The sequence below is a fragment of the Gemmatirosa kalamazoonensis genome (assembly GCF_000522985.1).
In the GTDB taxonomy this organism is placed as follows: Bacteria; Gemmatimonadota; Gemmatimonadetes; order Gemmatimonadales; family Gemmatimonadaceae; genus Gemmatirosa; species Gemmatirosa kalamazoonensis.
Genome location: NZ_CP007128.1, coordinates 1,247,260 through 1,261,186 on the forward strand (window position 1 = coordinate 1,247,260; position 13,927 = coordinate 1,261,186).

Below are 13,927 nucleotides of genomic sequence, written 5' to 3' on the forward strand. Positions count from 1 at the left end.
ATCGCGCGGATTCACGCCGATCCGCGTGATCCGCGTGATCCGCGTGATCCGCGTTCCTCACGAAGACGGTGGCTTCTTCGCGGGGCCGCGCGCCGGCGCACCGACCTCGATGCGGACGTCTTTCACCGCGTCGGCATCCGGCGGCAGCTCGCTCTCCCCAGCGGGGAGCTTGTTCATCTTGAGGAGATAGGCCACGACGTCCGCGTACTGCTGCGGATCCAGTCCCCCGGGATCGTTCTTCGGCATCTTCGTGCTCACGAAGCCGAGCAGGTCGCCGACCGTCTTGCCCTTCCACCACGTGGCGAACGTGACACCGGTGTGTGACGCGGGGGTGTGACATGACTTGCACGACATCACGTACACGTCCGCACCGCGCTTCGCCTGCACCTCCGTGTAGACCGCGGAGCGTGTCGTGCGTGCCGCGGGCGTGTCCTTGGCAACGGCTTGCGCCGAGAGGCGAGATGCGAGGACGAGAAGGAGCATGAACCGCAGCGGACGCAGAGGACGCAGAGGAGAACCAATTCGTCGCTGGTTTCCTCTGCGTCCTCTGCGGTTCAAATGTGCTTCACTCATCGCGCCTCCACCTCGCGCCCGCCGCGCGAGAGCCGCTCGGCCAGCGCCGACATCGCCCACAGCATCAGCACGACGACGAGCAGCAGCGCCGCGACGCGCATGGTGCCGGCGACGAACGCGCGGTCGAGCGCGGGCCAGGTGAATCGGTACTCGCGGAGCGCGCTCCACCGGTCGAGCATCCAGTGCCACGCCGTATGTCCGACGAGCGCGGAGCCGAGGATCACGCCCCCGCGGCGCGGCACTCGGCGGAAGAGGAGCGCGAGCAGCGGCACGGCGACGGCGATCGCGGCGAGCTGGCCGAGCTCCACGCCGGCGTTGAACGCGAGCAGCGCCGTCGGCAGGTGCGAGCCGGCGAACTGCATCGACTCGCGGAGCGCGAACGAGAACGCGAAGCCGTGCACGAGCCCGAAGCCGAACGCCACCGCCCACCGCCGATCGAGCCGGGTGCCCAACGCGTTCTCGCACGCCATGTACACGATCGACGCCGCGACGAGCAGCTCGACGAGCCGCGGGAACCAGAGCGCATCCGGCGCGAGCCCGAGCGCGCTCGCCGCGAGCGTCACCGAGTGCGCCGCGGTGAACGCCGTCACCACGCCGACGAGCGGCCGGATCCGTCCGAGCGGGAGCACGAGGCAGAGCACGAACAGCAGGTGATCGACGCCGCCGAGGATGTGCCTAACGCCGAGCGACAGGAAGGAGAGCGCGGCCTGGTGCCAGCGAGGATCGAGGCGCACGAGCCCCGGGTCGCCGCTCCACGTGAACGCGCGCTCGGCGCCGTCGGGCGGCAGGAACCGCAGCGCCGTCGTCGTGTGCAGGCCGAGGTGCGCGAGCGCCGGGCGGAGCGACAGGCGCGCATGGTCCGACGGCACGTCGTACTCGATCGCGACGTCGAGCATCGCCTGGCGCCACGGAAGCGCGGTCGCCGATGCCAGCGGTGGGCCGATCGTCTCCGCGAGCGCGGTCTCGAACCGCTCGAAGCTCCGGTCCGACGGCAGCGACGCGCGCGCCGCGGTGACGCGCGGCATGAGCCTAACGTCGTCCGCGCGCAGCTCCAGCCCGCCGGCGACCCACAGCTCGGCCGCGTCGCGCAGCGCGCGATCGAGCTCCGGGCGCGCGAGGTCGAGGTACACGCCGTCGCGCAGCGGGAGCCGCACGTCACGCATCGCCTCCAGCGGCACGCGCACGACGACGCGCAGCAGCCGACCCTGCGGCTTCACGAACGCGAGGATCGCCACGCGCGCCGGGATCTCGTGCGCGAGCGCCCGGCCCGCGGCCACCGCGAGCGCGAGGCCGAGCAGGAGGAGGCGTACTGGACGACGTCGAGAAATGCGGGATAAGATCATGGTCCGTCGGTCCGCGAACTTACAGCGCGCGCACCGCGCAGCAACCTCGCCCCGCCCCGCCCCGCAGGAGGAGCTCGATGCGGCGACGTACCCGGTTCTTCGGCGGCACCGTGATCGTGCTCGTCGGCGTGCTCGCGCTCGGCCAGGGCGTGCTCGCGTCCACGCGCGCGGACACCGTGACGGCGCCGCGCTTCGAGGTCGATCCACTGTGGCCGAAGCCCCTGCCCAACCACTGGGTGCTCGGCTCCGTGATCGGCGTCGGCGTGGACTCCAAGGACCACGTGTTCATCATCCACCGCGGCGACTCGACGCTGAACCAGCGCACCGAGGTGGGCGCCGACGCCACGCCGCCGATCGGCGAGTGCTGCCGCGCCGCGCCGCCGATCCTCGAGTTCGACCCCGAGGGCAATCTCGTGAAGGCGTGGGGCGGCCCGGGGGAGGGATACGTGTGGCCGGTGTCGAACCACGGCATCTCGCTCGACGACAAGGACAACGTGTGGATCGGCGGCAACGGCGTCGGCGACTCGCACATCCTCAAGTTCACGCACGACGGCAAGCTGCTCCTGCAGATCGGCGAGCCGCGCCAGGCCGTGAACTCGAACGCCACCGACCACTTCGGCCGCGTGGCGAAGATCACGTTCGACGCGAAGGCGAACGAGGCGTACGTGGCCGACGGCTACGGCAACAAGCGCGTCGCGGTGCTCGACATGACGACGGGGAAGATCAAGCGCTTCTGGGGCGCCTACGGCCACGTGCCGAACGACTCGAACCTCGGCCGCTACAGCCCGAGCGCGCCGCTCGCGCAGCAGTTCCGCAACCCCGTGCACTGCGCCGAGCCGACGACCGATGGGCTGGTGTACGTGTGCGACCGGCCGAACGACCGCATCCAGGTCTTCCGCAAGGACGGCTCGTTCGTGAAGGAGGTGCGCGTCGCGCCGAACACGTTAGGCGACGGCTCGGTGTGGGACATCGCGTTCTCGCGCGACCCGCAGCAGAAGTACCTGTTCCTCGCCGACGGCAAGAACGAGCGCGTCTACGTTATGGACCGGCAGTCGCTCGCCATCCTCACGCAGTTCGGCGACGGCGGCCGTCAGCCGGGACAGTGGTTCGCCGTGCACAGCATCGCCACCGACTCGAAGGGCAACCTGTACACGACGGAGACGTACGAGGGCAAGCGCGTGCAGAAGTTCGTGTACCGCGGGCTGGGACAGGTGGAACGGATCCAGGGAGTCGCATGGCCGCGGGCGAGGTGAGGACGCATCATCTTCGTGGCGTTACCATGCTTTGCATGACAGCTCGCACCCAGGCCTCGTACCATGCAAATCGATGGTAACGCAATGGAAATGATGCGTCCTGAAACCGAAGAGCTGCTGTCCCTGCTCGACCGCGAGCGCGACGCGTTCCTCGCCCAGGTGGCCCGCGTCCCCGCGGCGCGACTTGGCGAGCGCCCTTCACCCGACGCGTGGTCGGTGGCCGAGGTGGTCGAGCACGTGGCGCGCATCGACCGCGGCGTGGGAAAGATCGTCGCGCTGCGCAGCGCCGAGCCGCTGACCGCGACGGCGGAGGAGCTGGCGGCGGCGCGACTCACGCCGGAGCGCATCGCGTTCCTGCGCGACCGCACGCAGCGCGTGGAGGCGCCCGAGCGCGTGCGGCCGAAGGGAACGCTGACGCCCGACGATGCGCTCGCGCAGCTCGCTTCCGCGCGCGAGGAGATGAAGCACGCGTATCGCACCGCCGACCCCGCGGTGCTCGACGGCGCGATCTGGCCGCACCCGATCATCGGTCCGGTGACGCTGCGCGGCTGGTTCGAGCTCACCGCGCACCACGACGCGCGGCACGCGGGCCAGATCGCGGAGATCGCCGACGCGTTCGGGCCGGCCTGACACATCTTTCCGCTCGACAGGATGAACACGACGGACAGGATGAGAACCGCCAACGTTGCCGGTGTCGTTCGTCGTCGTCGCGTCGGCCCTGGTCATCCCGTCAAGGTCGAGGGACGGGAGCGGCATCCGATCGGCGTGTACCGCGCGACACTCGCGTCGTTAGGCTGCCGGCCGTGACCGCCCCGACGCCCCCCGCGCCTCCGGGCCGCACCTCGCGCGAGCGCTACCACCGCTTCGTCGACGACTACCGGCACCGCCGCCTCGACGCGCTGGTCGACGCGGCCGAGGGGCGCCGGCTGCTCGGCGAGGAGCGGGCGAAGGCGAACGGCAAGGGAACGGCGCGGCGCGACCGGATGCGCGAGTACGTGCGGTGGCTGCGCCCGCACCGGTGGGCCGTCGCGGCGTTCTTCGCGCTCGCGCTCACGCGCGCCGGGCTCGAGATGATCGAGCCGCTGTTCATGCGTTTCATCGTGGACCGCGTGCTGCTGAACCGCGCGCTCGATGCCGCGGCGCGGCTGTCGCGGCTGAATGCCGTGGGGCTCACGTTCCTCACGGTGATCGTCACGTCGAACCTGATCAACGCGTTCAAGGACAACCGCCAGCGGCGGCTGAACGCGCGCGTGATGCTGACGCTGCGGCGCGCGCTGTTCCAGCGGTTCCTGCATCTGCCGCTGTCGACGCTCTACGACATGAAGACGGGCGGCATCCTGTCGCGGCTGTCGGGCGACGTGGACACGACGAGCGGGCTGCTCCAGCTCGCGATCGTGTCGCCGTCGCTGTCGGTGATCCGGCTCGTCGTCGCCATCGTGGTGCTGCTGTCGATCAACTGGCGGCTCGCGCTCACGGCGCTCGCGATCATCCCGGGCGTGATGGTGATCAGCTTCGTGTCGTCGAAGCGCGTGCGCCCGATCTATCGCTCCATCCGCAAGGACGCCGAGCGCATCGACGGGCGCGTCGGCGAGACGTTCTCCGGCATCCGCGTCGTGCGCGCGTTCCGGCAGGAGATGCACGAGCTGCTCGACTACATGCGCGGCCGGCACACCGTGCTGCGCAAGGAGATGTTCGCGCAGCGGCGCGAGATGGTGCTGTGGACGTCGTGGGGCGTGCTGTTGGGCATCGTGAACGTCGTCATCGTGTGGTACGGCGGCTACCTGAACCTCCGCGGCCGCGCGTCGATCGGCGACATCATGGCGTTCCAGTGGTACACGTTCCTGCTTCTCGGCCCGGTGTGGCAGATCGTCAACTCGTTCTCCGAGCTCCAGCGCTCGCTCGCCGCGATGGAGCGCGTATTCGAGGTGCTCGGCATGCCGGAGGACAAGCCGGATCGGCCCGACGCGGTGGACGCGCCGCGCGTGGTGCGCGAGATCCGCTTCGAGCACGTGCAGTTCGAGTACCGCGAGGGGCGGCCGGTGGTGCGCGACTTCGACGTGACGGTGCCGGGCGGCTCGGTGGTGGCGCTCGTCGGCCGCAGCGGCGCCGGCAAGACGACGGTGACGGACCTCGTGGCGCGGTTCCACGACCCGACGCGCGGCCGCATCGTGCTGAACGGGATCGACCTGCGCGATCTCCGGCTGCACACGTACCGCGACCTGCTCGCCATCGTGCAGCAGGACGTCTTCCTGTTCGACGGCTCGGTGCGCGACAACATCGCGTACGGGCGCCTCGACGCCACGGATGCCGACGTCCTCGACGCCGCGCGCCGCGCGAACGCGCACGAGTTCATCGAGCGGCTGCCGGACGGCTACGAGACGTTCATCGGCGAGCGCGGGGTGAAGCTCTCCGGCGGCCAGCAGCAGCGGCTCGCGATCGCCCGCGCGCTGCTCGCGCGGCCGCAGATCCTGATCCTCGACGAGGCGACGAGCAACCTCGATACGGAGAGCGAGCAGCTCATCCAGGCGTCGATGGCGACGCTGCTCGCCGGCCGCACCACGTTCGTGATCGCGCACCGCCTCTCCACGATCCGGCGCGCGGACCTCATCCTGCTGCTCGAGGACGGCGCGGTGGTCGAGCGCGGCACGCACGACGAGCTGATGGCCGCGCGCGGCACGTACTACGACATGGTCGCGCGGCAGATGGCCGTCGCGGGACACGAAGGAGAGGAGGCGCTGCGTTGACGACATCGAACCGCAGCGGACGCAGAGGACGCAGACGACACCAACGAGAGTGGTTCTCCTCTGCGTCCTCTGCGTCCTCTGCGGTTCAATCCAAAGAGCCGTGACCGAGACGCCCCTCGAGCTCCGCTACCATCGCGCCCTCGACGCGCTCGTCGCGCAGGTGCGCGAGGATCGCTCGGTGGTCGCGGCGATCCTCGGCGGCAGCCTGTCGCACGACACGGTCTGGGAGCGCTCCGACATCGACCTGGTGCTGGTGACGCAGGACGAGCGGAAGAGCGGGCCGGGGAGCTACACGCTCAGCGCCGACGGCGTGCACGTGCACGCGTGGCTGATCCAGCGGGCCGAGCTCCGGCGCATCGTCGACGGCGCGCTGCACAACTCGTTCATCCACGCGTTCCTCGCGAAGGGCCGCCTGCTCTACTCGCACGACGACACGCTGGCCGAGCTGATGGCGCGCGTACGCGACGTCGGCGAGCGCGACACGGAGCTGCAGCTCTTCCAGGCCGGGATCGAGGCGCTCGGCCCGCTCGACAAGGCGCACAAGTGGATGATCACGCGCGGCGACCTGCATTACACCGCGCTCTGGATCCTGTACGCCGCGACGCCCATCGCGCGCCTCGAGATCGTCGGCCGCCGGCTCATCGCCGACCGCGAGGTGATCCCGCAGGCCGCGAAGCTCGACCCCGCGCTGTTCGACACGATCTACACCGGCCTGCTCGATCGCCCGAAGACGCGCGACGCGGTGCAGGCGGCGCTCGACGCGGCGTCCGGCTATGTGCGCACGCGCGCGCCGCGGCTGTTCGCGCCGATCGTGGCGCACCTGCGCGACGTGCGCGAGGCACGCTCCGCCACCGAGATCGACGACCACTTCCGCCGGCACGTCGGCGTCGAGGGCGTGTCGCTCGCCTGCGAGTACCTCGCGCACGAGGGCCTCATCGGCCGCGCGTCGACGCCCGTCAAGCTCACGAAGCGGAGCAACGTGGAGGTGCAGGAGCTCGCGTTCTACGCGCTCGGCGCATGAATCAGGGCACGCGAAGAGCACCCGAGGAATCGCTGGGCCTCGTGTGATCTCCGCGTCCTCCGCGGCTCCGCGTGAGACGGCTCGGTCCCCAAGTTGTCCGTGTCCCTCGAATGGGCCGCCCACTGCACGCCGGTCGCCGCTCCCTGCGGCCGACGTTGCCCGGCGCGGCAGCCAGTGCTACCGTGGCTGTCCCACCCGCGCCGAGCCACCGTGAAACGCAACGGCAAGCGCCCCGCGCCTCGCACCGCGATCTCCGTGCAGGGCGCGCGCGTGCACAATCTGAAGAACGTCTCCGTCGAGATCCCGCGCGACCGGCTCGTCGTCGTCACCGGTCTCTCCGGATCCGGCAAGTCGAGCCTCGCGTTCGACACCATCTACGCCGAGGGACAGCGGCGGTACATGGAGTCGCTGTCGTCGTTCGCGAAGCGGTTCGTCGCGCAGGTCGCGAAGCCCGACGTCGACTTCGTGTTCGGGCTCTCGCCGGTCATCTCCATCGAGCAGAAGACCACCGGGAGCAACCCGCGGTCCACCGTCGGCACGATGACCGACGTCGCGAGCTATCTCAACCTGCTGTTCGCGACCGTCGGCGAGCCGCACTGCCCGCGCACGGGCGAGCCCGCGCCGAGTCGCAGCACGAGCCAGATCGTGGAGTCGATCCTGTCGCTCCCCGACGGCACGGAGGTGGAGCTGCGCGCGCCGGTGTTCCGCGTCTACGGCGAGGACCTCGACGTCGTGCTCACCGAGGTGCGCAAGAAGGGCTGCCGTCGCCTCATCGTCGACGGCGTGTCGGTGGACCTCGCGGAGAAGATGGAGCTCGACGAGAGCGCGGTGCGGCACATGGACGCGGTGGTGGATCGCGTCGTCGTCGCGAAGCGCCACGAGAAGTCGATCAAGGCCGCCGTCGCCGCGGCGCTGCTCGTCGGCGACGGGCTGCTCTCGGTGCACGTCGTGAAGGGCGCCGCGGCGGCGCAGACGAAGCGCTTTCACGAGGCGTTCAGCCGCAGGCACCACTTCGCGTACGGCGACATCGGCCCCGAGTGGTTCCAGTTCAACAACCCCGAGGCCGCGTGCCGCACCTGCGGGGGCCTCGGCGTCGACAAGCTCACGCACCCCGAGCTGCTCGTTCCCGATCCCACGCGGTCCATCCGCGGCGGCTGCTTCGTGAAGGAGGCGTTCCGCTACAACCCCGACACGTGGGACGGGCGCCTCATGTACAGCATGGCGCTCGCACTGGGCTTCTCGCTCGACACGCCGTGGGCGGCGCTGCCGGAATCCGTTAGGCAGGCGATCCTCTACGGCGTCGGCGTCGACAAGATCGCCGTGCGCACGCCCCCCGACGCGAAGACCAAGCGCGAGGAGCACGAGGGCCGCGAGGTCGGCTTCCACGGCATCGCGCGCCGCATCGAGCGGCACTACCGGCGCTATCGCCAGCGCGGCGAGGGGAGCGCGGGCATGGAAGCGTGGCTCGACCGCGTGATGGTGGAGCACACCTGCCCCGACTGTCAGGGCGCCCGGCTGCGCGCCACGCGGCTGCTGTGGACCGTCGGCGGCCGCACGCTGCACGACGTGAACCGCATGCACTTCGACGAGCTGCACGCGTTCCTCGGCGACGTGAAGCCGAGCGGCCGCGGGGCCGACGCGGGGCGGCAGGTGCTGAAGGAGATCCGCGCGCGGCTCGACGTGCTGCGCGGCATCGGGCTGGACTACCTCAGCTTCGATCGCCGCGCGGGCACGCTGTCGGGCGGCGAGTCGCAGCGCATCCGCCTGTCGACGCAGATCGGCTCGGGGCTCATGGGCATGCTCTACGTGCTCGACGAGCCGAGCATCGGGCTGCACCCGAAGGACAACGTGAAGATGATCGCGACGCTGGAGAGCCTGCGCGACATCGGCAACACCGTCATCGTCGTCGAGCACGACGAGGACACCATCCGCGCCGCCGACCACGTCGTGGAGATGGGGCCCGGCCCCGGCGTGCACGGCGGCACCGTCGTCGTGCAGGGGACGATCGACGACGTGCTCGCGTGCGACGCGTCGCCGACCGGACAGTTCCTCTCGGGGCGCCGCGCCATCGCGACGCCGAAGAAGCGGCGGCGCGGGAACGGCTACGCGCTCGTCGTGCGCGGCGCGCGCGAGAACAACCTGAAGGCGATCGACGTCGTGTTTCCGTTAGGCACGCTCACCGCCATCACCGGCGCGAGCGGATCCGGCAAGAGCACGCTCGTGAGCGACGTGCTGTACAAGGCGCTGTGGAAGCGGCTCGTCGACACGCGCACGCTTCCCGGCGCGCACGACGCGGTGGAGGGGATGGAGCGCGTGCACAAGGTCGTCAGCATCGACCAGTCGCCGATCGGCCGCAATTCGCGGTCGAACCCGGCGACGTACGTCGGGTTCTACGACGCCATCCGCGACCTGTTCACCGCCGCGCCGCTCGCCGTGGAGCGCGGCTACAAGCCGGGGCGCTTCAGCTTCAACGTGAAGGGCGGCCGCTGCGAGGAATGCCAGGGCGAGGGCGTCATCACCACGCAGCTCTACTTCATGCCCGACGTGGAGGTCACGTGCGGCGCGTGCAAGGGCGCGCGGTTCAACGCCGAGACGCTCGAGGTCACGCTCCGCGGCAAGACGATCGACGACGTGCTGAACATGTCGGTCGAGGAGGGGGCGCGCTTCTTCGAGGACGACCCCGCGGTGGGCCGCAAGATCGACGTGCTCGTGGACCTCGGGCTCGGCTACCTCACGTTAGGCCAGTCGGCCACCACGCTCTCCGGCGGCGAGGCGCAGCGCGTGAAGATCGCCACGGAGCTCAGCCGGCTGCAGCGCGCGAAGCACACCGTCTACATCCTCGACGAGCCGACGACCGGGCTGCACCTGGCCGACGTGGAGCGGCTGCTCGAGTCGCTGAACCGCCTCGTCGACGTCGGCCACACCGTGCTGCTCATCGAGCACCACCTCGACGTCATCAAGACCGCGGACCACGTCATCGACCTCGGCCCCGAGGGGGGGCACGCCGGCGGGGAGGTGGTCGTGACGGGGACGCCCGAGCAGGTGGCGGCGTGCCGGGCGTCGCACACCGGGCGGTTCCTCCGGGCGCATCTGCGATAGGGACCGCTCTGGCGCGGAATTACGCCCGGGTATAATATGGCTCCCTCCTCACCCCGGCGATCAATGGCGAACCTCACCTCCGGCCCGGTCACGCGGCATCTGCTGAAGACCACGAGCTTCATGCTCGTCACGATGGTCTTCCAGACGCTGTACTTCCTCGTCGACCTGTACTGGGTCGGCCGGCTCGGCACCGACGCCGTCGCGGCGGTCGGCATCGCGGGGAACCTGAACTTCGTGGTGCTCGCGCTGACGCAGATGCTCGGCGTCGGCACGACGACGCTCGTCTCCCACGCCGCCGGCCGGGGCGACCACGAGCACGCGCTGCTCGCGTTCAACCAGTCGCAGGTGCTCGCGATGCTGACCGGGCTCGGCGTGCTCGTCGCCGGCCTCGCCGGGCGCGGGGTATACGCGGCGTCGATGGGCGCCGATGCGCGCACCGCGGCCCTCGCCGCCGACTACCTGCTCTGGTTCGTGCCCGCGCTCGCGCTGCAGTTCGGGATCGTCGCGATGGGCGCGGCGCTGCGCGGTATGGGGAACTTCCGCCCCGGCATGATCGTCGGCACGACGACCGTCATCGTGAACACGGTGCTCGCGCCGTTCCTCATCTTCGGCTGGGGGACGGGGCATCCGTTAGGCGTCGCCGGCGCCGCGCTGTCGACGCTGATCGCGCTCGCCGTGGGCGTGGCGTGGCTCACGACGTACTTCCTGCCGAAGGACGCGCCGCTGCGCTTCGTGGTCGCCGACTGGCGGCCGCGGCTCGACCTGTGGAAGCGCATCGTCGCGATCGGGCTGCCGGCGGGCGTCGAGTTCGCGCTCATGGCGGCGTACATGATGATCGTCTACGTCATCTCGCGGCCGTTCGGCGCGGCGGCACAGGCGGGGTTCGGCATCGGCCAGCGCGTGGTGCAGTCGGGCTTCATGCCGGTCGTCGCGTTGGGCTTCTCGGTCGCGCCGGTGGCGGGACAGAACTTCGGCGCGCGCCTCGCCGGCCGGGTGCGCGAGACGTTCCGCGACGCCGCGTGGATGGCCGGCGGCGTGATGCTCGCGTTCGCGCTGCTGTGCAAGGCGGCGCCGGCGGCGCTCGTCGGGATCTTCTCGCACGACGCGGCGACGATCGCCGTCGGCGTGGAGTATCTGCGCATCGTGTCGTGGAACTTCGTCGCGTCGGGCGTGGTGTTCGTGACCTCGAGCATGTTCCAGGCGATGGGCAACACCGTGCCGTCGCTCGCCACGTCGGGGTTGCGCCTGCTCCTCAGCGCGCTGCCGGCGCTCGCGCTGTCACGCGCGCCCGGCTTCCAGCTGTCGTGGGTGTGGTACCTGTCGGTGCTCTCGGTGTGGGTGCAGCTCGGCGTGGCGCTCCTGCTGCTGCGGCGCGAGTATCGGCTGCGGCTCGCGTTCCCCGCGGCGCCGAGCGCGGAGGCCGCATCGGCGGGCGTGGCCGCGCCGGCGCACGCGCTCGCGGGCGCCGAGGCGCGGAGCACGGCGTGAGACGCATGCGGATGGCGCGCCGGCCGCGTCCGCATCAGCTTTCCCGACGACCCAGGCGAGCCAGGAGGTCGCCCCATGCACAAGAAGTCGCCCCGCGGGATCCCGGACTTCTCCCGCCACAAGCCCACCCCGCGCGACGCCCGCGCGAACGAGCCGACGCCCGACGAGCGGCAGGCGCCCCCCCCCACACCGCGCGCCACCGTGAAGCCACACGCGACGAACGCGAAGTCGGGACGCCGCGGACAGTAACGGACAGGGCAAGAGGGCAGAGAGGGCACGAGGGCAGGAGAGCCTAACGGTTCTCCTGCCCTCGTGCGCTCCTGCCCTCCTGCCCTCTCACTTATGCACGGCGGGCGTCATGGAGAAGTTCGTCACGACGGCCTCGGTGTTGTGGCCGAAGCGGATGCCGTACGCGCCGTCGGTCGACTTCAGCTTGCCGGCGCCCACCAGGTCGGACTTGTTGTAGCTGCCGACGACGGTGCCGTTGATCGAGCAGTCCACCTTGTCGCCGCGCACCGACACGGCGATCTCCTGCGTCACCGGCTCGCCCTGCCCGGCCGCCTTGTGCACCGCGTCGTTCGCCTCGCCGCGGCCGTTCAGCTGGAACGGCGCCGGGCCGAAGCCGCGCGCGATGAACCGCCCGCTCCCGTACGCGGCGCAGTAGAACAGCGACTGGTTGTCGGTCCCCATGTCGTTGCCGCCGATGACGATGCCGTACGGGTGCGGATGGCTGTTCAGGTTCATGTACTTCGGCTCCGTGAACGTCGCCCGCACCGTGTAGTCGCCCTTCGCCGGGGCGCCGGACTTCCAGTAGGTGATCGCCGGGCCGGTCGTCACGTGAAAGCCGTTCCCCTCGGCGGCGAACTTCGCGCTGTTCACCGTCTGCCCGGACGACGCCTCGTTCGCGTCGACCTTCCCATTCCATCCCGACACCGAGATGCCGCCGCCGGCGACGCTCTTCGAGGCGTCCTGCGCCCGGGCCTCGGCGGCGGTGACGAGCATGACGGCGGTGAGCGCGAGCACGGAACCGTTGACGCGACGCATGGTCTCTCCTCGGATGAAAGGGTGACAGGCGACTACGATACGCGCCGTGTGCGCCGTCCCGCTACCGCCCGACGGGGCCGTGCATCACAGCCGCGCGGCCTGGCGACCGCGAATCCCGGCGTCCAGTTTGCGCCGCATGCCTCTCGCCCGGCGCCCCCTGACGGCCTGTGCCATCCTGATCGCCGCGTGCACGCAGGGCTGCGCCGCGCGCCCGCCCGCCCCGGCGCCGCTCCCCGTCGGCGTGGAGGCCGTCTCGCTGCTCGGCGACACGTTGCGCGCCCTGCCGCTCGCCGCCGACGTGCGCGCGCGCTACGAGCGGCAGCTCGCCGAGGCGCGTCTCGCCTACGAGCACACGCCGCGCGACGCGGACTCGGTCATCTGGCTCGGCCGCCGGCTCGCCTACCTCGGGCGCTTCCGGGAGGCGATCGACGTCTACACGCGCGGCATCGCCCGCCACCCGTCGGACGCGCGGCTCTACCGCCACCGCGGGCACCGCTACATCAGCGTGCGCGAGTTCGACCACGCCGTCGCCGATCTCGTGCGCGCCTCGGACCTCGCGTTCGGCACCGCCGACCAGGTGGAGCCCGACGGCCAGCCGAACGCGCAGAACCGGCCGATCGGCACGCTGCACTCGAACATCGCCTATCACCTCGGCCTCGCGTACTACCTGCAGGGCGACTTCGCACACGCGGCCGCGGTGTTCGACCGCGAGGTCGACGCCGCGCGCAACGACGACCGCCGCGTCTCCGCGCTGCACTGGCTGTACATGAGCCTTCGCCGGCAGGGGCGCGACGCCGAGGCGGAGGAGGCGATCGTGCCGGTGAAGCGCGAGATGCAGGTGATCGAGAACGGCACCTACCACCGGCTGCTGCTGATGTACAAGGGGATCCTGCCCCCCGACTCGCTGCTCACGAGCGGGCCTAACGGGGAGATGTCCGTCACCGACGCGACGGCCGCGTACGGCGTGGCGAACTGGCACCTGTACAACGGCCGCCGCGCGGAGGCGGAGCGGATCTTCCGCCGCATCGTCGCCGGCGGGCAGTGGGGCGCGTTCGGCTACATCGCCGCCGAGGCGGAGCTGGCCAGGCGTCGGTGATCGTCGCTTCTTCGTCGCACGCGGAGCCGCGGAGGACTGCGTCTTTGCCTCTTCGAATCGAACCGCAGAGGGCCGCGGAGAACATCGACTTCTCTTGACCACAGAGGACACAGAGGACACGGAGGAGAACCCTTTCAAAAGGGTGGGTTTCCTCTGTGCCCTCCGTGTCCTCCGTGGTTCAACACGAAGAGGCAGTCCTCTGCGGCCCTCTGCGGCCCTCCGCGGTTCAATGCTGTTCTCCGCGTGCCTCGCCCGCGTGAGACGTC

The 13,927-nt window shown here is 70.7% G+C and carries 11 protein-coding genes; 8 read left to right on the forward strand and 3 right to left on the reverse strand.

What is annotated here, in order from left to right; translation table 11 throughout:
• Positions 1-57 precede the first annotated feature (57 nt).
• A complete protein-coding gene (locus J421_RS05515) occupies positions 58-483 on the reverse strand; it encodes a c-type cytochrome (RefSeq protein ID WP_025410168.1) in 426 nt (141 codons plus the stop codon).
• An 86-nt stretch (positions 484-569) separates the two neighbouring features.
• Positions 570-1,916 carry a HupE/UreJ family protein gene (locus tag J421_RS05520; RefSeq protein ID WP_104022292.1) on the reverse strand — a complete coding sequence of 449 codons (1,347 nt, stop codon included), beginning with the start codon at positions 1,914-1,916 and terminating at the stop codon, positions 570-572.
• Positions 1,917-1,993: 77 nt separating this feature from the next.
• Between J421_RS05520 and J421_RS05525 the strand changes: the two genes are divergently transcribed.
• From J421_RS05525 to J421_RS32605, 7 genes are all read left to right on the forward strand, one after another.
• Positions 1,994-3,169 (forward strand): NHL repeat-containing protein, encoded by a 1,176-nt coding sequence (locus J421_RS05525; RefSeq protein WP_025410170.1) that lies wholly within the window; start codon positions 1,994-1,996, stop codon positions 3,167-3,169.
• A gap of 93 nt (positions 3,170-3,262) precedes the next feature.
• Positions 3,263-3,799, forward strand: a complete 537-nt coding sequence (locus J421_RS05530; RefSeq protein WP_158508662.1) for a DinB family protein — start codon at positions 3,263-3,265, stop codon at positions 3,797-3,799.
• Positions 3,800-3,972: 173 nt separating this feature from the next.
• The gene (locus tag J421_RS05535; protein WP_025410172.1) at positions 3,973-5,913 is read left to right on the forward strand and encodes an ABC transporter ATP-binding protein; all 1,941 of its coding nucleotides are present in this window, start codon (positions 3,973-3,975) and stop codon (positions 5,911-5,913) included.
• 100 nt (positions 5,914-6,013) lie between these two features.
• On the forward strand, positions 6,014-6,934 hold the full coding sequence (locus tag J421_RS05540; RefSeq protein ID WP_025410173.1) for a nucleotidyltransferase domain-containing protein: 921 nt from the start codon (positions 6,014-6,016) through the stop codon (positions 6,932-6,934).
• Between the two features lie 210 nt (positions 6,935-7,144).
• On the forward strand, positions 7,145-10,033 hold the full coding sequence (gene uvrA / locus J421_RS05545; RefSeq protein ID WP_025410174.1) for an excinuclease ABC subunit UvrA: 2,889 nt from the start codon (positions 7,145-7,147) through the stop codon (positions 10,031-10,033).
• A gap of 63 nt (positions 10,034-10,096) precedes the next feature.
• Positions 10,097-11,521: an MATE family efflux transporter gene (locus tag J421_RS05550; protein ID WP_025410175.1), complete on the forward strand. Its 1,425-nt coding sequence runs from the start codon at positions 10,097-10,099 to the stop codon at positions 11,519-11,521.
• A 75-nt stretch (positions 11,522-11,596) separates the two neighbouring features.
• Positions 11,597-11,770 (forward strand): hypothetical protein, encoded by a 174-nt coding sequence (locus J421_RS32605; protein WP_158508663.1) that lies wholly within the window; start codon positions 11,597-11,599, stop codon positions 11,768-11,770.
• Positions 11,771-11,857: 87 nt separating this feature from the next.
• Here the strand turns inward: J421_RS32605 and J421_RS05555 are convergent, their stop codons facing one another.
• Complete coding sequence (locus tag J421_RS05555) at positions 11,858-12,565, reverse strand: hypothetical protein (protein ID WP_025410176.1); 708 nt, start codon at positions 12,563-12,565, stop codon at positions 11,858-11,860.
• A 136-nt stretch (positions 12,566-12,701) separates the two neighbouring features.
• Between J421_RS05555 and J421_RS05560 the strand changes: the two genes are divergently transcribed.
• A complete protein-coding gene (locus tag J421_RS05560; RefSeq protein WP_025410177.1) occupies positions 12,702-13,661 on the forward strand; it encodes a tetratricopeptide repeat protein in 960 nt (319 codons plus the stop codon).
• Positions 13,662-13,927 lie beyond the last annotated feature (266 nt).